Genomic DNA, 21,465 nt, shown 5'->3' on the forward strand with positions numbered 1-21,465 from the left:
TTGCGTTCCTTGCTCTGCAGCCGGCTGATCGTGTTTGTCATGCCGATGCTCGCGGCGTTCAGGAAAGGCCGGTCGTTGGCATAGCCGACATCGACTTCGGCCACCTGTCCCTCGCGCAACAACGACGCCAGTTCGAAAACCTTTTCCGGCATACCGAGTGAACGGGCGAAATCGTTTGCGGTTCCAGCGGGCAGCACGAGAAGCGGCAGTTTGCGCGCGACAAGGCACTCGATCAGCGGGCTCAATGTGCCGTCGCCACCGGCCACGGCAACCGCATCCACATCGTCTGCGGTCTGCAGAAGGCGGGTACAGAGTTCGGGGCTGCCGGGCTTTTCGTGTCTGATCCCGATACCCAGGTCGCGCACCGCCGTCGAAAACGCCTCGCTGTCCCAGCCGCTGCCGCCGCCGCTATGCGGGTTCTCCAGCAGCAGGAGTTTGCGCACTGCGAATTGCGCGGGCATCGGCATGCGGTTCCTTCCCGTAAATTCCAGGACAAGGAATTCTCTAGAAGGGCATTAAGTCAGGAAAAGGGCGCGGGTGGCGTCAACTGCACTTGGAGTAGCCGCAGGAGGTGCAGGTTTCGCAGCCTTCCTGGCGCACCATGCCGCGCTCGCCGCAGCGGGGGCAGCTTTTGAGGGCGGTCATGGCGGGGTTCTGAAGCGGCGGCGGGTCGCCTGCAACCGCGCGCAAGGCTTCCGTCACCGGTTGGCCGTCCGTCGCCGCGATGAAGCCCGTGTCGATCATGTGCTGCTCGATCACTCCGCCGATGGCGGCGAGGAGGCTCGGTACATAGCGGCCCTTCATCCAGGTGCCGCCGCGCGGATCGAACACGGCCTTCAATTCCTCGACCACGAAGGTCACGTCGCCGCCGCGCCGGAAGACCGCCGAGATCATCCGCGTCAGCGCCACCGTCCAGGCGTAGTGCTCCATGTTCTTCGAGTTGATGAAAATCTCGAAGGGGCGCCGCCTGCCGTCCTGCATTATGTCGTTGATGGTGATGTAGATCGCGTGGTCGCTTTCCGGCCATTGCAGCTTGTAGGTGAAGCCGGGCAGCACCGTTTCGCGTTCGAGCGGCTTCGACATATAGACGACGCCGTCCTTCTCATAGCGCCCGGTCTGCGCGGGCGCATCGAGCGGCAGGGCCGTCTGCGGCGCTTCCGCGGGGGCTTCGTCCAGCGACAGCACCGAGCCGCGCACATCGCTCGGCCGGTAGGTCGTGCAGCCCTTCAGGCCCTTTTCGTAGGCGTCCATGTAGACGCTCTTGAAATCGTCGAAGGTAATATCGGCCGGCACGTTGATCGTCTTAGAGATCGAGCTGTCGATATAGTCCTGCACGGCAGCCTGCACCGCGATGTGATCGGCGGGCGACAGTTCCTGCGCGTTGACGAAATAATCCGGCAGCGCGGCTTCCGCGCCGAACATCTCGTGAAATTTTTCCACCGCATGATCGCGCACATGCTCCTCGCGCCTCGTACCGTCCGGCAGCAGCACCTTGCGCCTGTAGCCATAGGCGAAGACGGGTTCGATGCCGGAGGAGACATTGCCGGCAAAGAGCGAGATCGTGCCGGTCGGCGCGATGGAGGTCACGAGCGCGTTGCGGATGCCGTGTTCGGCGATGGCGTCGCGAATGTCCTTGTCGAGCGCGGACACGGTTTCGCCCGCGAGATAGGCATCGGCGACGAAAAGCGGGAAGGGCCCTTTCTCCTTCGCGATTTCCACGGAAGCGAGATAGGCCTCGCGCGACAGGGTCTTCATCCATGTGCGGATCAGCTTCAACGATGCGTCCGAGCCGTAGCGCGTGCGGCACATGATGAGTGCGTCCGCGAGGCCGGTGACGCCGAGCCCGATGCGGCGCTTCGCCGTCGCCTCATGGCGCTGCTCGGGCAGCGGAAAGCGCGACACGTCGATCGTGTTGTCCATCGCGCGCACGGCAACGTGCACGAGCTCCGACAATTCGCTCCCGTCGATATGCGCATTCTCCGTGAAGGGCTCCTTCACCAGCGCCGCGAGATTGATCGAGCCGAGAAGGCAGGCGCCGTAAGGCGGCAGCGGTTGTTCGCCACAGGGGTTCGTCGCGTGGATCGTCTCTGCGTAATAGAGATTGTTCCGGGCATTGATGCGGTCGATGAAGATGACGCCGGGTTCGGCATAGGCGTAGGTCGCGGCGATGATGCGGTCCCAGAGCGCGCGCGCCTTCAGCACCTTGTAGACCGTGCCGCCGAAGGTGAGTTCCCAGTCGGCATCCGCCTTCACCGCGTCCATGAAAGGATCGGTCGCAAGCACCGAGAGGTTGAACATGGTGAGCCGTCCGGGCTCCTGCTTTGCCTCGATGAAGGCTTCGATGTCCGGGTGGTCGCAGCGCATCGTCGCCATCATGGCGCCCCGGCGCGATCCTGCCGACATGATGGTGCGGCACATCGCGTCCCACACATCCATGAAGGAGAGGGGACCGGACGCATCCGCGCCGACGCCCATCACCGGCGCGCCTTTCGGGCGCAGCGTCGAGAAGTCGTAACCGATGCCGCCACCCTGCTGCATGGTCAGCGCGGCTTCCTTCAACTGCTCGAAAATGCCTTCCATCGTGTCGGGGATTTCGCCCATCACGAAGCAGTTGAAGAGCGTCACGTCGCGGCCCGTTCCGGCGCCTGCGAGGATGCGTCCCGCGGGAAGGAAGCGGTAGCCCGCCATCGCCTCGTGGAAGCGCGCCGCCCAGCGGTCCCGGACCTCCGGCGCCTCGGCTTCCGCCAGCGCCTTCGCCACGCGCCGCCAACTGTCGTCCACGGTCATGTCGACAGGGGTCCCGTCCTGCCCGTGCAGGCGGTATTTCATGTCCCAGATCTGTTCGGCGATTGCTTTCATGGGGGCAGCCTAGGCGCGCACCGGGCGCAAATCAATGTTCCGGTTTTGTCCGCATTTCGTCACAATGCGAGCTCTATTAAATGGTTATAATGCTTAAGGAATTCCAGATATCCCCGGATTTCACAGAGAGGTCGCGGTCCGGTTTTCCACAGGGGCCCCGGCGCCCTTCGCGCCTGCCTCGGCGAGCAGCCGGGCGGTTGCCGTCTCGATGCGCGTTTCGAGCGTTTCCATGAAGCTCCTGCGGTCGAGGCCGGGCGGGATCGGCTCGAGGAATTCGAGGACGATGGTGCCGGGCCTGCGGGCGAAGCCGCGCCGTCCCCAGAACAGGCCGGAATTCACCGCGGCGGGCACGCAGGATACGCCGAGCTGGCGGTAGAGCGCGGCCACGCCCGGCTTGTAGTCGAGCTTGCTGCCCGGTGCAGCGCGGGTTCCTTCCGGAAAGATCACGATGGGGCGGCCTTCGGCGATGGCGGCCTTGCCCTGCGCGACGAGGCGGCGGATGGCGTTGGAGCCGGCGCCCCGGTCGATGGCGATCATGCGCGATTTCTGCGCGTACCAGCCATAGAAGGGAATCCACAGCAATTCGCGCTTCAGCACCATGGCGGGGTTGTTCAGGATCGCGGTCATCACGATCGTGTCCCACATCGACTGGTGCTTGGAGGCGAGAAGAACGCCGCCTTCGGGCAGCGTGCCGCGCACCTCGTAGCGTGTGCCGGCCAGCACGCGCAGCAGCCACAGCGTCATATGCGACCATGCGGCCATTGAGCGGACGGTGCAGCTTCGCGGCAGCACGAAGCAGGGCGTCGCCGCGATCACGATCACGACCGATGCCGCGTAGAAGGTCAGGTTGAAGGCGGCGGAGCGGAGCCAGAGCAAGGGGAGCGGTCCTTCCCGTTCACGACTGCATCGACGACTGACGGCCATAGGTCAGCGCCAGCAGGTATTTCGTATACTCGGAGATCAGCAGCCGCGTGGTGCCGGGATAAGCCCACCAGCCGTCGAGGTGAAGCGTATCCTGGAAGACGGGAAAGGGACTGATTTCGACATCGGGCATGGCGCGGGCAAGTTCAAGCCGCGCGCGCGGCAGGTGATAGGTGCTCGTCACCAGGATGATCGAGCGATAATTTTTCTCGCGCACCCACTCGGCCGTCTCGGCGGCATTGCCAATGGTGTCCTCCGCCATGTGGCCGACATCGACGCAGCAATCGAATTTGGCCGAGCCGCCGGGCACGATCTCCTTCAGCGAGGCGACGCTCACATCCGGATGCACGCCGGTAATCAGCAGCCTGCTGCCCTTGCCGTCCTGCAGCAGCTTGTAGGCCGCGGTGATGCGGTCGGGCCCGCCCGTCAGCGCCACGATGCCGTCGGCCACGGGCACGCGGGCAGGCGGCGTGCGTTCGAGTTCTGCGGTGAACAGGAAGAAGCCGCCGACATAGGCAGCCGCCAGCAGCGCCGCGAAGCCCACGACGATACGAAGACTGCGCTGCCCTGTCCGTTGCCGCAGCGTTTCGCTGGCCGCCATGTCGGTCCGCCCTGTTGCCGGGATCGTTTGCCCGGTTTTACCCTATCACAGCCAAGTTGGCGCACATGATATGACCCGGCGGGCCCATGTAAAGCGCGGCCTGACCTGGCTAAAGCATGCGCTCCAGCGTGCTGAAGACGGTTAACCGGGCCGTGACCAGGGTCACGAGTGCGGCGGCGAAGGGGATCGCGAGGAGAACCGGGAAGTGCTCCGGCGCGAGGCCCGAGGCGGCGATCAGGAACATGTCGCCCGCGCCGCCTGCGAGGCCGAGCGCGAAGAAGGTGGCCGCGCCGAGCGCCGTGCCGATCGATCCGCCGCGAAAACCGAGATGAAGAAAATGACGCTGCACCTCCGCCGCGATGAAGCCGTCGCGGGCGCCGATGAGATGCAGCACTTCCACGACTTCGCGGTTGGCGGAAAGTCCGGCGCGGGTGGCGAAGACGACGATGGCGATGGTCGTGCCCGCCACCACTGCGAGAATGCCATAGGCGAGCCATTCGGCGGAGCGCGCGGCGCTCATCAGTTCGGCGCGCCATTGTCTGTGCGTGTCGAGCGAAGCGCCGGGCGCGGCGGCGGCCGCGTCGATGGCGAGCGCCGAAAGGTCGGGGGGAGTGGCCGCGTCGATCCGGATGTCGATCAGGCGAGGCAGCGGCAGGTCTTCCGTCACCATGCCCCGGCCAAGCCATGGTTCGAGCAGGGCCTTCGTGTCGTCGAGCGGCAGCGGCGAGGCTGAAATGACGCCCGGCGTTCTCGACAGCACCGTCATCACGGCGTCGATCTGCTCGTCGGGGGCCATGTCGCGCGACGGGCGGATTTCGATGGTGAGCGCGCCCGACAGGTCGCTCGACCATTCGTTCGTCTTCGCCCCCACAGACATCGCGGCGCCGAGCGCGAGGCTGGCGAGGAAGCACATCGCCGCCACGACCAGCATCAGCGATGCGCCGGTTGCGCCCGCCGCCGGCATCACGCTCCGTGTTTCCACCAGCAGCGCCGAGAGGGCGCCGCCCAGGCCGCGTTCCTCGTCGTGAAACGTCGGCGCCGGATCGGCGCGGCGGTTCCGGCCCGAGGGGCCCTTATGGCGAAGCGGATCAGCCACGGACCGTCAGCCCTCCGTTGCGCAGTACGAGTTCCGGTGCGCCTGCCGCCTCGACCAGCGCGCGGTCATGCGTCGCGATGAGGACGCAGGTGCCGAGCCGGTTCAGTTCGACGAAAAGCCGGAGCAGGCGCTGGCCCATTTCCGGATCGACGTTGCCGGTCGGTTCGTCGGCAAGCAGGACGTCGGGCTGCGCGACGACGGCGCGCGCGATGGCGGCGCGCTGCTTCTCGCCGCCGGAAAGCGTCGGCGGTTTCGCGTTCATGCGGTCGCCGAGCCCGACCCAGGCGAGCAGCTCCTCCACGTCGGCGCGGTAGCTCTCTTCCTTCCGGCCCTGGATTTTCAGCGGCAGGGCGATGTTCTCGTAGGTCGTCAGATGATCGAGCAGCCGGAATTCCTGGAAGACCACGCCGATGCGCCGGCGGAGCGGCGGCAGTTCCGCGCGCGGCAGCGTCGCGATGTCCTGCCCGAACATGGTAATGAGCCCGCGCGAAGGGCGGTTCGCGAGAAACATCAGTTTCAGCAGCGAGGTCTTGCCCGCGCCGGACGGACCGGTCAGAAAATGAAAGGAGGCCGGCGCGAGGTGAAAATTCACGTCGCGCAGCACTTCCGGCCCCATGCCGTAACGCAGGCCCACATTCTCGAAGCGAATCATGGCTGCGACGGTAACATGGAACCAGCCGTGCTATGGAGGCCGGGAGGCGGGGAAGCCGCACATTTCCGCGAAATAACGGCTCTCGCGGCACTGTTTTTAACGCGCCTTTAACCATGCGCGATCTTTCAATAGGCTCGTACCGGAGCCCGGTTCCGCGCCTCCTTTCAGGTCGGCGTCGGGTCCGCCGTTCACCGTCCACGATACAAGATCGATTGCCCCGGATGATCATCACCTGCCCATCCTGCTCGTCGCGCTACCCGGTGGACGCGGCTTCGTTCGCGCCGTCGGGCCGCAAGGTGCGCTGCGCGAAATGCGGCCATAGCTGGCACCAGTCGCCGCCCGCCGATCTCGATATCGCCGCGGCGCAGCCGGTCGATCAGGAAGGTGTCGCCGAGGCGCCCGCGCCCGTCCTGCCGTCGCAACCCGTCCGCAAGAAGGTTTTCGGAGAGAAAGCCGCCGCCGGAGCGCCTGCCGCTCCGGCCCGGACCGCGAAGGCGGTTGAAGAGGACGACGTCGTCTTCAGCGACAAGGCCGATGCCGGCGAGCCCGATGCGGCAGCCACCGGCATGGCCGCCGATATCGGCAACAGGTTTCGCGCCGAAATCCGCCGCGCCGCAACGCTCCGCCGGGGCAAGACGCTCACAGCCGCTGGCTGGGTGGTGCTGATCCTCTTCGTCGCCGCGACGCTCGGCACGGGTTATTTTTATCGCATAGATATCGCGGCGCTCTGGCCCGCGACGACAAAGGTCTATGCCGCGCTCGGCGAGCCGATCAACCTGCGCGGTCTCGAATTCCGCAACGTCTCCTACGAGCGCCAGACCGAGGAAGGCCTGCCGGTGCTTGCGGTCAGCGGCGAGGTCGTCAATGTGAGCGGCGAACGTGTCACGCTGCCGCGCCTGCGCGTCGGGCTTCTCGACGGCACGCAGAAGGAACTTTATCACTGGACCTTCGCCCTCCAGGAAACGCAGCTGCCGCCGAACGAAGCGGCATCTTTCATCACGCGTCTGTCGAGCCCGCCGCCCGAGGCGCGCGACATCGAAGTGCGCTTCATGCCGAAGACCGATCCTGCGGAGACGGACAAAGCCGCGCCCGCGAGCGAGGAAGTCCCGTCCGCCGATCTGCCGGCCGAAGATGCACCGGCCGAAGCGCCCGCCGACCCGGCGGCGGCGGAAGAATAGGATGAGCGCCCCTACCGCCAAGGATGTCCGCATCGCCGTTCTCTACCCGGCTGAGGAAATCGCCGCGCGCGTGAGGGCGCTTGCCGGAGAGATCGCCGGCACGGCCGGGCGCAATCCGCTCGTCATTCCGGTCCTCAAGGGAAGTTTCATTTTTGCCGCCGACCTCTTGCGCGCGTTGCATGAAGCGGGCGTGGAACCCGACATGGATTTCATCAGCCTGTCGAGCTATGGCGCCGGCACGCATTCGCTCGGCGAAGTCCGTATCGTCCGCGACACTGAAACGGTCGTCTCGGGCCGCGACGTCATTCTCGTCGACGACATTCTCGAATCCGGCCGCACGCTCGCCTTCGCCAAGGATCTGATGGCCGCGCGCGGTGCGCGCAGTGTCCGGACCTGCGTCCTGCTCCGCAAGCCCGGCAAGCTGGCAGTAGAACTGGAAGCGGATTTTGTCGGTTTTGACTGTCCGGACCGGTTCGTCCTCGGCTACGGTATGGACGTGGCTCATGCCTACCGGCAGTTGCCGTTTGTCGGCTATGTGGAGCGTTGATGTGCATGGCGCGCATTCTCGTTGCGGAAGATGAGCCGGATGTCAGGACCTTCGTCATGCGGGCGCTTGGCGGTGCCGGTCACGATGTCGACGCGGTCGCCGACGGCAGCGACGCGCTGGAGGCGCTTGCACGGGCGCGCACCGCGAACAGGCCTCACGATCTTCTGCTGACGGATATTCTGATGCCGGTGATGGACGGCGTCTCTCTCGCCCTGCTTGCGGCGCGGGATGCTCCCTCGCTCCGCATCATGCTGATGACGGGCTATTCCGGCCAGCGCGAACGCGCGCACGGCCTCGACGCCATCATTCAGGACATTCTGCTGAAACCCTTCACGCTCGACGAACTGGTGACGCGCGTGGCGGCGGTGCTTGAGGACAAGACCGCCTAGAACCGCCTCAGCAACCGGTCGAGATAATCGAGTTCGATCTGTGGCCGTCCGAGGTCGGCGGCGCGTTTGCGCAGCTCCTCGAGAATCTGCCGCGCGCGCTGCATGTCGATCTTGTCCGGCACGGAGACGTCGTTGCCGTAATCGGTGCCCGATTGCGCCCTTGGCCGTCCGAAGGGGTCCGTGCCCGCCTGGCCCTGGCCGCGTCCCTGACCGCCCTTGCCTTCCATCAGCTTGTCGGCCAGCGCCTGTGCGCCCGCCTGCATCCGTTCGATCGCCTGTCCCTGCGAACCGGCGGCACGGTCGGCGCGGCCCATGCCGAGCCGGTCCTCCGCGCTTTTCATCGCGCCGTCCGCTTCCATCAGGGCGTCGGGCGTTTCGGTCTCCGCTTCGCGCAGCGCCCCCAGTATCTTGTTCAGCTCCTCGCGCAGCGCCTGCTGCTCCGCGCCGAGCCCGTCGAGCGCAGGCGCCCGCTCGCCGCCGGGCATGCCGGAAGGCATCCCCTGTTCGCCGTCGGCATGCTGCTTCTCCATTTCGCGGAAGGTGCGGTCCATCAGGTCGCGCTGCTTGCCGATCAGGTCTCCCATCTTGTCGATCGCCTGGCTCATTGCCTTGTCGCCGGGACTCATCTGCGCGTTGCTTTTGGGAACCTGAAGATTTTCGAGAATGTTTTGAAGCTGCTGCAGCATGGCGCTCGCCTGCTCATGTGCGCCGCTCTTTGCCAGTTCGCCGATGGCGTTCATCATGTCTTCGAGTTGCGACTGGTTTATCGTCTGCACGTCGCCGTCGGGAAACTGGCTCGTCATCGGCATGTCGCCGGGCTGCTGCGCCGCCAGCGCTTCCATGTAGCGATTGAAGGCCGATTTGAGTGCGTCCATCAGCTTCGCGATTTCGTCGTTGCCGGCGCCCTGCGCCAGCGCGTCGGCCAGCGCCTTGCGCGCATCGCGCAGGTCGCGTTCCGCCAGCGACAGGTCGCCGTCCTCGATCCTCAGCGCAATCGACCAGAGAAGGTCGTAGATGCCGGTGAGATCGGTGTCGCGCTTCGCCTCCGTCAGCCGCCAATAGGCGGCGCGCAGCGACAGGTAGACCGACTTGTCGTCGATGTAGCGGTCCGCGTCCTGCGTGAAATTGTCGATGTAGCGGGCAACGCTCGTACCGGAGCGCGGATCGAGCGCGAGGCGGCGGCGCTGTTCCACGATGGCGCGCGCCAGCGGATCGGTGAACTCGCGCGCAGGCAGGACAATATGCAGCGGCTCGGACAGTCCCACCTGTTCCTTGTCGTCGGTCGCGGCGAGCGTGATGGTGACGGGAAGTCCTGCCCAGGGATGCGCGCTCAGTTCTGCATAGGTCGCGCTCTCGGCCTCGCGCGGGCGGGCGGAGGGCAGCGTCAGGGGCACGTCCGGCGCTGTCACGCGCGGCTGCGGCACGTCGGCCTTCTCCGCGCCGGCGGCTTCGTCCCCGTCGAGCGCGATGCGCGCTTCCGCCGACACGACGCCGTAATCGTCCGCCACCTTGTAGGGGAGGCGCAGCGCGTTCGATGCCGAGCGTTCGACCGGCCCGTTGAACTCGATCGACGGCACTGCGTCCGGCGTCACCTCGACATGCCAGGCGCGGATCATGCGGCCGCCTTCCGTCAGCGCCACGTCGCTCGTTTTCGTCAGCGTCGCGTCGATGGAATAATTGCCCTCGCTCACCGTGTTCAGCGGTTCAGGCTTGCCGCGCTCGTCGCCGTGGCTTTCGAGCAGCGGCGCATTCTTCAGTCCGTGGACGCGGAGCGAAAGCTTCGATCCTTCCGGCACGGTGAGGGCCGCCATCGCCTCGCTTCCCGCGCGGCGTTCGAGATAGACGGGCGGCTTGCCCGTATAGCCGGGCGGCGTGATCCAGGCTTCGATGCTCGCGGCGCGCGCACCGCTCGCGCCCGGCAGCAGCGCATCCGCGATGCGATTGAAATGGCCGGGTCCCGTTCCCGCGACGCCCACGACGAGCAGCAGCAGCACGATGGCGCGAAGGCCGAAGGGGTCGCGCGCGGCCAGCAGCGATGCCGGAAAGCCGATGCGGAGCCGCTTCAGCCGCTCGCCGATCCAGCGGCGATGGGCGGCCCAGAGCGCCGGATCGCCGGTATTTTCCGCCGCCACGTCCTCATAGGCCGAAAGCGGCGCATGCGGCAGGCCTGAGGATTTTTCGAGATGGCGCAGCGCGTCGTCGCGGCTTGGCCAGCCGAAACCGCGGAAGCCGCGCCACAGCAGCCAGACCGTCGTCCCGCCGAAACAGGCGAGCAGCAGCCAGTGCGGCAGCGGCGGCAGGTCGGCGAAGAGACCGAAAAGGGCGAGCGCGATGAAAAATCCGGCGAGCCCCGCCGCCGGCCACAGCGCGGGCAGCAGCGCTTCCAGAACGAGCAGCGCTCGCGAGATGCGCACACGCCGTTCCACCCGGCGGGGAAGCATGGTTCCCTCCGCCGGTTTTCGCTTCCGTTCCTGATTATCGCCTTTTCGGCCGAACAACGCCTGAAACCCTCAACCTGTCGTTGCGGCCCGCATGGCGCGCGGGCACGCGGCCTATTCGAGCCAAGAGGGAATAATATCCTGTTTCAGCATTGCGTCATAACTGGGGCGCGCCCGCACTTCCTGGAAAGTGCCGCCCTTCACCATCACCTCGGGCACGAGCGGCCTTGTGTTGTAGGTCGATGCCTGCACCGCGCCATAGGCGCCCGCCGACATGATGGCCACGAGGTCGCCGCTCTTCAGGCGCGGCAGGTCGCGCGCCTTGGCGAAAAAGTCGCCGGTTTCGCATACCGGGCCCACCACGTCGTAGGCGGCGCGCTCGCCGCTCTCCGCCGGTTCCGCGACAGCGCGGATTTCGTGGAAGGCGTCGTAAAGCGTCGGGCGGATCAGGTCGTTCATCGCGGCGTCGACGATCAGGAAGGCGCGGTCGTCGCCCTGCTTTTCGTAGATCACGCGGCTGACGAGAATGCCCGCATTGCCCGCGATCAGGCGTCCGGGCTCGAAGGTCAGTTCGCAGCCGAGATATCCGATGGTGCGCTTCACCATGGCGGCATATTCGTCCGGATGGGGCGGCACGTCATTGTCGCCGCGATAGGGAATGCCGAGGCCGCCGCCGAGGTCGATATGGGTGATCTCGTGGCCTTCCGCGCGCAGCGCTTCCACCATGCCGGCCACACGCTCGAAGGCGGCGGCGAAGGGTTCGAGCGCCGTCAACTGGCTGCCGATATGGACGTCGATGCCGCTCGCCTTCACGCCCTTCAGCTCGCGTGCGCGGGCATAGACGGCGGGCGCGCGCTTCCATGAAATGCCGAACTTGTTCTCCGCCTTGCCGGTCGCGATCTTCTCATGCGTTTTCGCGTCGACGTCGGGGTTCACGCGAATGGCGACACGCGCCGTCAGGCCGCGCGCGGCGGCGAGTTCGGCCAGCAGTTCGAGTTCCGGTTCCGATTCCACGTTGAACTGATCGATACCGGTCTCGAGCGCGAAGGCCATTTCGGCTTCGGTCTTGCCGACGCCCGAGAAGACGATCTTCTCCGCCGGAATGCCGGCCGCGAGCGCGCGGCGGAGTTCGCCTTCCGACACCACGTCCGCCCCCGCGCCGAGCCGCGCCAGCGTCGCCACCACGGCGAGGTTCGAATTCGCCTTCACCGAATAGCAGACGCGCGCGGGCTGGCCCTTGAAGGCGCCCGCGAAAACCTCGTAATGCCGTTCGAGCGTCGCGCTCGAATAGCAGTAGAAGGGCGTGCCGATGGCGGCCGCTATGTCGGGAATGGCGACATCCTCGGCATGGAGAACGCCATTGCGGTACTCGAAATGATGCATCGGTCGGCTCGGCTTCCGGCTCGCCTCGGGCCCCGCGGTCGGGCCGGCTGAGCGGTCAATAGTTGGGCAGATTGCGGGGCGAGATATCCTGCATTTGATCTTCGAGCGGCCGCTGGTCGATAGGTTCGGTCTCGCCGGGAATGTCGGTCACGGATTCCACCTTGGCGGGCTCCGCCTTCGCCGTGTCGGCATTCGGCGGCAGTTCGAGCGGACCCTTTTTTCCGCAGGCGGAAAGCGCCGTCAGGAGAGCGAGGCCGAGCAGGGCCGCCGTCAGGTGTCGCGTGGTCATCCCAAATCCCCGTTCTATGAGCCGAGTTCGTCCCGCCACCGGCGGACCGCGGCCCGCACATTGCCGGGCGCCGTGCCGCCGAAGCTCGTCCGGCTCGCGACCGAATTGTCGACGCCGAGCACGGAGTATACCTCATCGGTAATGCCGGGCTCCACTTCCTGCATCTCGGCGAGCGTCAGCCCGTCGAGGTCGACGCCCCTCTTCTCCGCCTTCGCCACCAGCGCGCCGGTGACGTGATGCGCCTGACGGAAGGGCAGGCCGAGCGCCCGCACCAGCCAGTCGGCAAGGTCCGTCGCCGTCGAGAAGCCGCGCGAGGCGGCGGCCCTCATCGATTTCTCGTTCACCGTCAGTGTCGTCACCATGCCGGTCATGGCCGCAAGCGACAGCGACAGCGCGTCGAGCGCGTCGAAGGCGGCTTCCTTGTCTTCCTGCATGTCCTTGGAATAGGCGAGCGGCAGGCCCTTCATCACGATGAGGAGCGAAGTCAGGTCGCCGATCACGCGGCCCGATTTCGCGCGCACGAGTTCCGCCGCGTCGGGGTTGCGCTTCTGCGGCATGATCGACGAGCCGGTGGTGAAGCCGTCGGTCAGGCGCACGAAGTCGAAGCCCGGCGTCGACCAGATGACGATTTCCTCCGCGAGCCGGGAGAGATGCGTCGCGCAGATTGCCGCCGCTGAAAGCGTTTCGAGCACGAAGTCGCGGTCGGACACGCTGTCGAGCGAGTTCCGCGTCGGGCCGTCGAAACCGAGTTCGGCCGCCGTCCTGTGGCGGTCGATGGGGAACGAAGTGCCGGCCAGCGCGGCGGCGCCGAGCGGGCATTCGTTGAGCCGCCGCCTTGCATCCGCAAACCGTCCCCGGTCGCGTCCCGCCATTTCCACATAGGCCATGCAGTGATGGCCGAAGGTCACCGGCTGCGCGGTCTGCAGATGCGTGAAGCCCGGCATGATGGTGTCGGCGTGCTCTTCCGCCCTGTCGAGCAGCGCGCGCTGGAAATCGGCAAGCTGCCCGTCCAGATGGTCGATGGTGTCGCGGACATAGAGCTTGAAATCGGTCGCCACCTGGTCGTTGCGCGAGCGGGCGGTATGGAGCCTGCCCGCCGCCGCGCCGATCAGCTCGGCAAGCCGCGCCTCCACGTTCATGTGGATATCTTCGAGCTCGCGCCTGAATTCGAACGCGCCGCCTTCGATCTCGGCGAGCACCGCGTCGAGGCCCGCGACGATTTGATCGGCATCTTCCCTTGAGATAATTCCCGTTTCGGCCAACATGCGGCAATGCGCCTTCGAGCCCCTTATGTCCTGGGCGAAGAAGCGCTGATCGAAGCCGATGGAGGCGTTGATTTCCTCCATGATCCGGTCGGGGCCCTCGCCGAAGCGGCCGCCCCACATCTTGTTGCTCATGTCGTTCTCCGGGGCGGCGGCGGCCACCCCAAACCGAGGTGAAGAAGGCTAGCGGATGGTTCAGGTGAAGCCGAAACTTATTGCCATGCTGGCCGGCGCGGTTCTGTTGGCCGCTGGGGCGGTATACTTGATCGGCCGGGGGGGCGGCAACCCGGACGATGGGGCGACCCTTTCCGGCTCTGCCGCAGCCCTCAATGCAGCCGCCACGGGCGAAGTCGCCAATTTCCGGGCAAGTCCGCCCATGGCCCTGCCGGAGGTCGCCTTCGTCGATGCCGGAGGCAAGGAGCGGACCCTGGCCGATTTCCGGGGCAAACTCGTCCTCCTCAACCTCTGGGCCACCTGGTGCGGCCCCTGCCGCGAGGAAATGCCCGCGCTCGACCGGCTGGAGGGCCGGATGGGCGGCGACCGCTTCCAGGTGGTCGCGCTCAGTGTCGAGCGGAACGGGCTCGGCCTCGCCGCCGCCTTCCTCAAGGAGGTGGGAACGGAGCATCTGGCGCTTTTCAACGATCCCACCGGCAAGGCCAATTTCACCTTCAAGGCGTTCGGCCTGCCGACGACGCTCCTGATCTCGCCGGAGGGCGAGGAGATCGGCCGCATGGTCGGTCCCGCCCATTGGGACAGCGAAGACGCGCAGGCGCTGATCGAGGCGGCGCTGGCGAGCTACTGAACTCTCTTCACCTTTCCCCGAGCTCTTCCTCCACCCTCCCCCTGTGGGAGGGTCAAACGGCTGCAAGCCGTTTGGGGAGGGGTAGAGGCGAAGAATTGGCCGGTGGATTTATATCGAGCGCCGCGACCCCTCCCCAAAATTCGCTTCGCAAATTTTGACCCTCCCACAGGGGGAGGGTGGAAGAGAGATCAACGGGCTAGGCCTTCCTCGCCCTCACCGAATAGCTGAGCGGCAGGCGCGGTGCGCCTTCGGGCGCGCGGTAGAACGTGCCGTCCCATTCGAGGCTCGGCACGCCCGCCCAGACGAGCCTGTCGTGCTCATGCAGGAAGTCGATGCGAAGCCCGGCTTCCGCCAGCACCGTCACCACCTCGCCCAGCGTGTGTTGCCATTCATGGCTCTTGAAATGCGTCAGCGCGATGCCGGGCTCGGCATAGTCATGCGCGTTTTCCCATTGCTGCGGGCCGTCGAGAAAATAGGAGCGCACGATGCGGAAATTTTCCGCCACCGTCTTTCCCTCGTCGTCCAGGGTCCAGAGAAGCGGGTGGCCTTCCGCGAGATAGAAGGTGCCGCCGGGCATGAGGCATTCGGCGATGTTGCCCGCCCAGACCGTCAGGTCCGGCAGCCACATCAGCGTGCCCCAGCTTGCGAACACGATGTCGTAGCCGGTGCCCGCCGCCTTTGCCGCCTCGTCCACCCGCGCGTTCACGAAGCGCGCATCGAGCCCCGCTTCGGCCGCGAGCTTCCGTGCCGCCGCGATTGCCTTCGGCGAGAAGTCGAGGCCCGTCGCCTTCGCGCCCATGCGGGCGAAGGAAAGCGTGTCGAGGCCGAAATGGCATTGCAGGTGAAGGAGCTTCTTTCCGGCCACATCGCCGATTTCCGACAGGACCAATGGATCGAGGCTCGTTTCGCCGCCGAGAAATTCCTTCACGCGGTAAAAACCGGAGGCGAGGTGGATATCGACCTGCTCTTCCCATCGCGCAAGATTGTCAGCAAGCGGATCGTCTGTTGCTTCGGCGGACATGGCTGCGTTCCTTCCGGTCGCGCTTCGCCCGTCGCGAAGCCGGCCAGAATACGCGCGTCCTTGCCGCCGTCAATCGATAGCTAGAGGCCGGGCTGCCTGTCGGTATGCACGACGAACATCGCGCCGATCGTCTGCGCGGGCTCAGTGCCGCCTGCCGTCAGTGGCGCCGAAATGGCGTGGCCGACGAGATAGAGGCGGTCGGAGGCGGCGAAGGGCACGCGCACGAAGACCGGCTTGCGGCCCGTGAAGGCGCGGCGAGAGATATGCAGCCAGCGCCTCTGAACGGCCTCCGGGTCGGTGGAGAGGCTGCTCTCCTCGCCGAATTCCGAGAGGAGCTTGCCCGTGCGCTCCTCGCCCAGCAGTTCGACGAGCGCCGTGCCGAAGAGACGTGTACGGAAGTCCTCGCCGCCGTTTATGGCTTCGGCAATGATGATGTTGGGCAGGAACCGCACGATTTCGGCGGGGTCGATGTCGGCGCGGTCCGGCATCTCGCGGTCTCCGCGCTTCCTTTCGAGATAGGCGTGGAGTTCGATCACGGAGGGGTGTTCGGGCGCGTCGAGAAACTGGGGCTCCTCGGCCATTTTCCGGGCATTCTCGTCTTGCCTGAAACTATCCGTCACTGATCCACCCGTTTGCGTTCTATGCCGCATTCCGGCAAGCGTCGCATGGCGCGGGTTAAGAAAGGGTCGCCGCCCTAGCGTGTCGGCACCGGCTTTTCGCCGCGATAATCGTAGAAACCGCGCTGTGTCTTGCGGCCGAGCCAGCCGGCCTCGACATATTTCACCAGAAGCGGGCAGGGGCGGTACTTCGAGTCCGACAGGCCGTCATGCAGCACCTGCATGATCGAAAGGCAGGTGTCGAGACCGATGAAGTCCGCGAGCTGCAGCGGCCCCATCGGATGGTTCGCGCCGAGCTTCATCGCCTTGTCGATGCTCTCGACCGAGCCTACGCCCTCGTAAAGCGTGTAGACGGCCTCGTTGATCATCGGCAGCAGGATGCGGTTGACGATAAAGGCCGGGAAATCTTCCGCGTTGGCGATCTTCTTGCCCAGCGTCTCGGCGAAATGCCGGACCTTGTCGAAAGTGTCGTCGTCGGTCGCGATGCCGCGCACCAGTTCGACCAGTTCCATCACCGGAACCGGGTTCATGAAATGCATGCCCATGAAGCGTTCGGGCCGGTCGGTCGATGCCGCGAGGCGTGTGATCGAAATCGACGAGGTGTTGGTCGCGATCAGCGCGTCCTCGCGCAGATGCGGGCAGAGTTCGGCGAATATCTTGCGCTTGACCGCCTCGTTCTCGACGGCGGATTCGATCACGATGTCGGCGTCCTCGAAGCTTTCCATCGTATCGGCGGCAGTCAGGCGTTCCAGCGCCGCATCGCGCTCGGCGGCGGTAATGCGCTCGCTCGTCACCTGCCGCGACAGGTTGCCGTCGATGGTGGCGAGGCCCTTCTGGATGCGGTCGCCCGAGACGTCGTAGAGACCGACATGGTAACCCGCCAGCGCGCAGACATGCGCGATGCCGTTGCCCATCTGTCCCGCGCCGATCACGCCCACCTTGCGAAATGTCATTACCGGTCTTTCGTATCTGCTGCTGTCATTTGCCCTCGCCGTCGCGGGGGCCGTCCGGCGAATAACGTAGCAAAGAATGAGGCGGTGAACACAGGATAACGAAGTAATCGGCAAGGAAACGGCGCCGCCGGTTTCCCGGGGCGCCGTTCGATGGTTCAGCCGCCCGTTGCCGGGCGGGTGGGGATCAGAGGCCGATCTTGCCGAGTTCGGCTTCGAGCTCCGGCACCGCCTTGAAGAGGTCCGCCACGAGGCCGTAATCGGCGACCTGGAAGATCGGCGCCTCTTCGTCCTTGTTGATCGCGACGATGACCTTGCTGTCCTTCATGCCCGCGAGATGCTGGATCGCGCCGGAAATGCCGACGGCGATGTAGAGATCGGGCGCGACCACCTTGCCGGTCTGGCCGACCTGGTAGTCGTTCGGCACGAAGCCCGCATCGACCGCCGCGCGCGAGGCGCCGACGGCGGCACCGAGCTTGTCGGCGATCTTTTCCAGCATGGCGAAGTTCTCGCCGTTCTGCATGCCGCGTCCGCCGGAAATGATGACCTTGGCGGAGGTGAGTTCCGGGCGGTCGGATTTCGTGAGCTTCTCTTCCACGAATTCCGCGAGGCCGGGGTTTTCGCCGGCGCCGATCTTCTCGACCGCGGCGGAGCCGCCCTGGCCGGCCGCCGGGAAGGCGGTGGTGCGGACGGTGATGACCTTCTTGGCTTCCGAAGACTTCACGGTCTGGATTGCGTTGCCGGCATAGATCGGACGCTCGAACGTGTCCGGGCCCTGTACGGCGGTGATTTCCGAGATCTGCGCCACGTCGAGCAGGGCGGCCACGCGCGGCATGAAGTTCTTGCCGATGGTGGTGGCGGCCGTGACGATCGCGTCGTAGCTGCCGGCGAGGCTCACCACGAGGGCGGAAATCGGTTCTGCAACCGGATGCGCGTAAAGCGCGTCGTCGGCGACCAGCACCTTCTTCACGCCGTCGAGCTTGGCGGCGGCTTCGGCGGCGGCGCCGCAATCCTGTCCGATCACGAGCACGTGGATGTCGCCGCCGATTTTCGACGCGGCGGTCACGGTCTTCGCGGTGGCGTCGTTCAGCGCCTTGTTGTTGTGGTCTGCGATAACAAGCGTGGTCATCCGATCACTCCCGCTTCCTTGAGCTTCGACACGAGCTGTTCAACCGATTCGACCTTGATACCGGCCTGCCGCTGCGGCGGCTCGCTCACTTTCAGTACTTCGAGGCGCGGCTTCACGTCGACGCCGTAATCGGCCGGCGCCTTCTCGTCGATCGGCTTCTTCTTCGCCTTCATGATGTTCGGCAGCGAGGCGTAGCGCGGCTCGTTGAGGCGCAGGTCCGTCGTGATGACGGCGGGCATCTTGAGCTTCAGCGTCTGCAGGCCGCCGTCGATTTCGCGGGTCAGGTTCAGCGTCTCGCCGTCGATCTCGACCTTGGAGGCGAAGGTGCCCTGCGCCCAGCCGAGGAGGGCGGCGAGCATCTGGCCCGTCTGGTTGCAATCGTCGTCGATCGCCTGCTTGCCCAGAATGATGAGGCCGGGCTGTTCCTGCTCGGCCACCGCCTTCAGGATCTTGGCGACGTTGATCGGTTCGACGGTTTCGTCCGTCTTCACCAGGATGCCGCGGTCGGCGCCCATGGCGAGCGCGGTGCGGATGGTTTCGGTGGTCTGCTGGACGCCGATCGAAACGGCGACGACTTCCGTCACCTTGCCCGCTTCCTTGAGGCGCACCGCTTCTTCAACGGCGATCTCGTCGAACGGGTTCATCGACATTTTGACATTGGCGAGATCGACGCCGCTGCCGTCCGATTTCACACGGACTTTCACGTTGTAATCGACCACTCGCTTGATCGGGACGAGGACTTTCATCGAGGCGGACTCCCTGCGCATTGCCTTGGCGGCGCGGACCCGGGGAATGGAAGCCCCCGGCTCGCGGAAACCTTGGCGCCGGTCTTGGTGTAGGTCTGGGGGCGGCTGGCTGCCTTGAAAACGGCTGTTTTCCGGGAAAAACCAAGCCAAACGCGCCCGCTGCCACATAGCTGCTGTTGCGGTGCGGGAACCTAGAGGCCCCGTCCGCCCCTGTCAACGAATTGGGATTCGAGCAAGTTGAGGATCGGCGCCCTTGTCTCTTTCTTCTTCCACCCTCCCCTTGAGGGAGGGTCAAACGGCTGCAAGCCGTTTGGGGCGGAGTCGCTGACTCGCCGCTGTCTCTACCGGCTGCCGCCCGGCACCCACAGCACGTCGCCGGGGCCCTTGCCGTCCTCGCCGCGATTGACGTAGCGCGCCGCCACGAACAGGAAGTCCGAAAGCCGGTTCAGATAGCGGAGCGCCGCCTCGCTTACCTTTTCCTCCGGCTCCTCCATCAGCGCCGTCACAAGCCGCTCGGCGCGGCGGCAGACGGTGCGGGCGAGGTGGAGATGGGCGGCGGCCGCCGTTCCCCCCGGCAGCACGAAGGAACGGAGCGGCTCCAGCACCCCGTTCAATTCGTCGATTTCCTTTTCCAGCCGGTCGACCTGCGCGTCCAGTATCCGCAAGGGTTCATATCCCAGCTTCTCGCCGCGGTCGGGCGTCGCGAGATCGGCGCCGAGGTCGAAGAGGTCGTTCTGGATGCGCATCAGCATGGCGTCGAGCCGCGCCATGCCGCCGGTGTGAAGCCGGGCGATGCCGATGACGGAATTGGTCTCGTCCACGGTGCCGTAGCTCTCGATGCGGAGCGCATGCTTCGGCACCCGCTCGCCGTTCGCCAGCGCGGTCGTGCCCTTGTCGCCGGTCCGCGTGTAGATCTTGTTGAGCGTGACCATTCAGTCTCGGCAGTCCTTTCGGGTCAGGCCTTCGCGAAGGGCAGCATCCGCTTCAGCACATTGTCGCGCACGATGAAGTGATGGTAGAGCGCGGCAAGAATGTGAACGGCGACGAGCGCGGTCAGAAGAAATCCGTTCACGCCGTGCAGCACATGGCCGATCTCGTTGATCGTGTCGTTCTGCACGATTTTCAGCGGAATCACGCCATAGGCGACCGGCTCGCCCTTCGAGGTCGTCACCATCAGCAGGCCGAAGACCGGTTGCAAGGTCACGGAGGCGTAAAGGCCGTGATGCGTCGCCTTCGCGGCAATCTCCTGCCAGCGGGGCATCGGCGTGTAGGCCGGCCGGATGCTTGTGCGACGCACGGCAAGCCAGATCACCATGAGCACGAGGACCACGAGGCCGGTGCCGAAATGCAACGTCGCCGTCTCGCGGCTCAAGGTGAAACCGCCATAAAGCATGATGAGCACCAGCACGGCGATGGCCCAGTGCAGGCTTTTCATGCGTGTGGCGAAGCCCGAATTGACGGAAGCGGTCTCTTTCATGTGCGTGTCCCTCTATGGGTGTGCATCGTGCGAGAGTCGCCCGTTGCGCCGTGGGAATCAAGTCGGCCGGATCAAGCTCTCAGGGCATCATTACGGCGACATGACGAGAGGGGAAGCGCTATTTCCTCCAGGACCGGCGCCATTTGGCCACGGCCTCGCCGATCTCGTGGGGGCTGTCTTCCTGGATGAAATGGCTGCCCTTCACGGTCACTTCCGTCTGGTTCTTCCAGCTTCGGCAGAATTCGCGCTGCGCGCCCGTCAGGATCGCGCCGGGCTCCGCGTTGACGAAAAGCTTCGGCAGGTCGTTTTCCGACATCCAGCGCGCATAGTCGGCGACGCTTGCCACCACGTCCGCCGGCTCGCCGCCGAGCGGTATCTGGCGCGGCCATGACAGCGTCGGCCGGCGGTCCTCGCCTTCCTCCGCGAAGGGGCGGCGATAGACCGCCATCTCCTCGTCCGTCAGCTTGCGGAGGATCGAGCCCGGCAGCACCGCCTCGATGAAGAGGTTCTTCTTCAGGATCATCTCTTCGCCCGCTTCCGAGCGGAAGCCCTTGAAGATGCCGACGGCCGCCTCGCTCCACTCGCTCCATTCGAGCGGGCGGACGATCCCTTCCATATAGGCGATGCCTTCGGCGGCGCCGCGGTTGCGGTTCGCCCAGTCGAAACCGAGCGCCGAGCCCCAGTCGTGGATCACCAGCGTCACGTTCTTCTTGATGCCCATCGCCTCGAGGAAGCTTTCGAGGAAGCGGCGATGCTCGCGGAAGGTGTAGCGCTCGGGGCCCGAGGGTTCGAGCTTGTCGCTGTCGCCCATGCCGATGAGGTCGGGCGCGATGCAGCGGCCCTGGTCGGCGAGGTGCGGCATCACGTTGCGCCACAGATAGGACGAGGTCGGGTTGCCGTGCAGGAAGACGATGGGATCGCCTTCGCCCATCTCGCTATAGGCCATGGAGCGGCCCGCGATGGTGATGCTCTTCTTGGGGAGCTCGGCGGCGGAAATCGTCTGCGCTGTCATCGTCTGGCCTCCTCTCGTCCTGCCGTCTCCCGTGAGGAGAAGGCGGGTCCGCATCATAAGGCTCGCGGGGCTACGACCAAGCGAAAAGGCCGAGAT

Annotated in this window: 22 protein-coding genes; 4 read left to right on the top strand and 18 right to left on the bottom strand. The window is 65.6% G+C overall.

The genetic code is table 11. From position 1 onward, the window contains the following. The 6 genes from Q8S60_RS08580 to ftsE all read right to left on the bottom strand — a co-directional run. Positions 1-467 (bottom strand): diacylglycerol kinase family protein (locus Q8S60_RS08580; protein ID WP_305668482.1); only part of this gene is annotated, 467 nt, incomplete at its 3' end. A gap of 76 nt (positions 468-543) precedes the next feature. After that, positions 544-2,859: an adenosylcobalamin-dependent ribonucleoside-diphosphate reductase gene (locus tag Q8S60_RS08585; protein ID WP_305274976.1), complete on the bottom strand. Its 2,316-nt coding sequence runs from the start codon at positions 2,857-2,859 to the stop codon at positions 544-546. 120 nt (positions 2,860-2,979) lie between these two features. Then, positions 2,980-3,735, bottom strand: a complete 756-nt coding sequence (locus Q8S60_RS08590) for a 1-acyl-sn-glycerol-3-phosphate acyltransferase (RefSeq protein WP_305274974.1) — start codon at positions 3,733-3,735, stop codon at positions 2,980-2,982. 19 nt (positions 3,736-3,754) lie between these two features. Then, positions 3,755-4,381: a YdcF family protein gene (locus Q8S60_RS08595; RefSeq protein ID WP_305274972.1), complete on the bottom strand. Its 627-nt coding sequence runs from the start codon at positions 4,379-4,381 to the stop codon at positions 3,755-3,757. A 109-nt stretch (positions 4,382-4,490) separates the two neighbouring features. After that, entirely contained in the window at positions 4,491-5,477 is a 987-nt protein-coding gene (locus Q8S60_RS08600) for an ABC transporter permease (protein WP_305274971.1), read from the bottom strand. Then, on the bottom strand, positions 5,470-6,129 hold the full coding sequence (gene ftsE / locus Q8S60_RS08605; RefSeq protein WP_305274970.1) for a cell division ATP-binding protein FtsE: 660 nt from the start codon (positions 6,127-6,129) through the stop codon (positions 5,470-5,472). The genes Q8S60_RS08600 and ftsE overlap by 8 nt, the downstream gene beginning before the upstream one ends. Positions 6,130-6,350: 221 nt before the next feature. Between ftsE and Q8S60_RS08610 the strand changes: the two genes are divergently transcribed. Genes Q8S60_RS08610 through Q8S60_RS08620 form a run of 3 tightly spaced genes read left to right on the top strand, consistent with a single transcriptional unit; the run spans position 6,351 to position 8,243 of the window. Beyond that, on the top strand, positions 6,351-7,307 hold the full coding sequence (locus Q8S60_RS08610) for a DUF3426 domain-containing protein (RefSeq protein ID WP_305274969.1): 957 nt from the start codon (positions 6,351-6,353) through the stop codon (positions 7,305-7,307). A gap of 1 nt (position 7,308) precedes the next feature. Continuing rightward, positions 7,309-7,854, top strand: a complete 546-nt coding sequence (hpt, locus tag Q8S60_RS08615; RefSeq protein ID WP_305274967.1) for a hypoxanthine phosphoribosyltransferase — start codon at positions 7,309-7,311, stop codon at positions 7,852-7,854. Positions 7,855-7,859: 5 nt separating this feature from the next. Continuing rightward, positions 7,860-8,243: a response regulator gene (locus Q8S60_RS08620; RefSeq protein WP_305274965.1), complete on the top strand. Its 384-nt coding sequence runs from the start codon at positions 7,860-7,862 to the stop codon at positions 8,241-8,243. Here Q8S60_RS08620 and Q8S60_RS08625 read toward each other — a convergent pair. The 4 genes from Q8S60_RS08625 to argH form a co-directional block, all read right to left on the bottom strand. Beyond that, complete coding sequence (locus tag Q8S60_RS08625; RefSeq protein WP_305274964.1) at positions 8,240-10,684, bottom strand: TIGR02302 family protein; 2,445 nt, start codon at positions 10,682-10,684, stop codon at positions 8,240-8,242. The genes Q8S60_RS08620 and Q8S60_RS08625 overlap by 4 nt on opposite strands. Positions 10,685-10,795: 111 nt before the next feature. Then, entirely contained in the window at positions 10,796-12,064 is a 1,269-nt protein-coding gene (lysA, locus tag Q8S60_RS08630) for a diaminopimelate decarboxylase (protein ID WP_305274963.1), read from the bottom strand. Between the two features lie 55 nt (positions 12,065-12,119). Then, positions 12,120-12,353, bottom strand: coding sequence for a lipoprotein (locus tag Q8S60_RS08635; RefSeq protein ID WP_305274962.1), 234 nt, complete (start codon positions 12,351-12,353; stop codon positions 12,120-12,122). Between the two features lie 14 nt (positions 12,354-12,367). Beyond that, positions 12,368-13,750, bottom strand: a complete 1,383-nt coding sequence (gene argH / locus Q8S60_RS08640) for an argininosuccinate lyase (RefSeq protein ID WP_305274961.1) — start codon at positions 13,748-13,750, stop codon at positions 12,368-12,370. A gap of 55 nt (positions 13,751-13,805) precedes the next feature. Here argH and Q8S60_RS08645 point away from each other — a divergent pair, with 55 nt between their 5' ends. Then, entirely contained in the window at positions 13,806-14,417 is a 612-nt protein-coding gene (locus Q8S60_RS08645) for a TlpA disulfide reductase family protein (protein WP_305274960.1), read from the top strand. Between the two features lie 196 nt (positions 14,418-14,613). On the opposite strand, the gene Q8S60_RS08650 is transcribed toward Q8S60_RS08645, so the two are convergent. The 8 genes from Q8S60_RS08650 to Q8S60_RS08685 all read right to left on the bottom strand — a co-directional run bounded on the left by Q8S60_RS08650 (position 14,614) and on the right by Q8S60_RS08685 (position 21,369). Further along, positions 14,614-15,438, bottom strand: coding sequence for a bifunctional 2-polyprenyl-6-hydroxyphenol methylase/3-demethylubiquinol 3-O-methyltransferase UbiG (locus tag Q8S60_RS08650; protein ID WP_305274958.1), 825 nt, complete (start codon positions 15,436-15,438; stop codon positions 14,614-14,616). A gap of 80 nt (positions 15,439-15,518) precedes the next feature. After that, positions 15,519-16,019 carry a PAS domain-containing protein gene (locus tag Q8S60_RS08655; RefSeq protein ID WP_305274957.1) on the bottom strand — a complete coding sequence of 167 codons (501 nt, stop codon included), beginning with the start codon at positions 16,017-16,019 and terminating at the stop codon, positions 15,519-15,521. A 113-nt stretch (positions 16,020-16,132) separates the two neighbouring features. Continuing rightward, a complete protein-coding gene (locus Q8S60_RS08660; protein WP_305274956.1) occupies positions 16,133-17,008 on the bottom strand; it encodes a 3-hydroxybutyryl-CoA dehydrogenase in 876 nt (291 codons plus the stop codon). 184 nt (positions 17,009-17,192) lie between these two features. Continuing rightward, complete coding sequence (locus Q8S60_RS08665; RefSeq protein WP_305274955.1) at positions 17,193-18,134, bottom strand: electron transfer flavoprotein subunit alpha/FixB family protein; 942 nt, start codon at positions 18,132-18,134, stop codon at positions 17,193-17,195. Beyond that, entirely contained in the window at positions 18,131-18,880 is a 750-nt protein-coding gene (locus tag Q8S60_RS08670) for an electron transfer flavoprotein subunit beta/FixA family protein (RefSeq protein WP_305274954.1), read from the bottom strand. The genes Q8S60_RS08665 and Q8S60_RS08670 overlap by 4 nt, the downstream gene beginning before the upstream one ends. Positions 18,881-19,221: 341 nt before the next feature. Continuing rightward, entirely contained in the window at positions 19,222-19,812 is a 591-nt protein-coding gene (locus Q8S60_RS08675) for a cob(I)yrinic acid a,c-diamide adenosyltransferase (RefSeq protein WP_305274953.1), read from the bottom strand. A gap of 23 nt (positions 19,813-19,835) precedes the next feature. Beyond that, positions 19,836-20,357: a cytochrome b gene (locus Q8S60_RS08680; protein ID WP_305274952.1), complete on the bottom strand. Its 522-nt coding sequence runs from the start codon at positions 20,355-20,357 to the stop codon at positions 19,836-19,838. A gap of 118 nt (positions 20,358-20,475) precedes the next feature. Then, positions 20,476-21,369, bottom strand: coding sequence for a haloalkane dehalogenase (locus Q8S60_RS08685; RefSeq protein WP_305274951.1), 894 nt, complete (start codon positions 21,367-21,369; stop codon positions 20,476-20,478). Between the last annotated feature and the right edge of the window lie 96 nt (positions 21,370-21,465).

It is taken from the genome of Parvibaculum sp., assembly GCF_030694575.1.
GTDB lineage: Bacteria > Pseudomonadota > Alphaproteobacteria > Parvibaculales > Parvibaculaceae > Parvibaculum.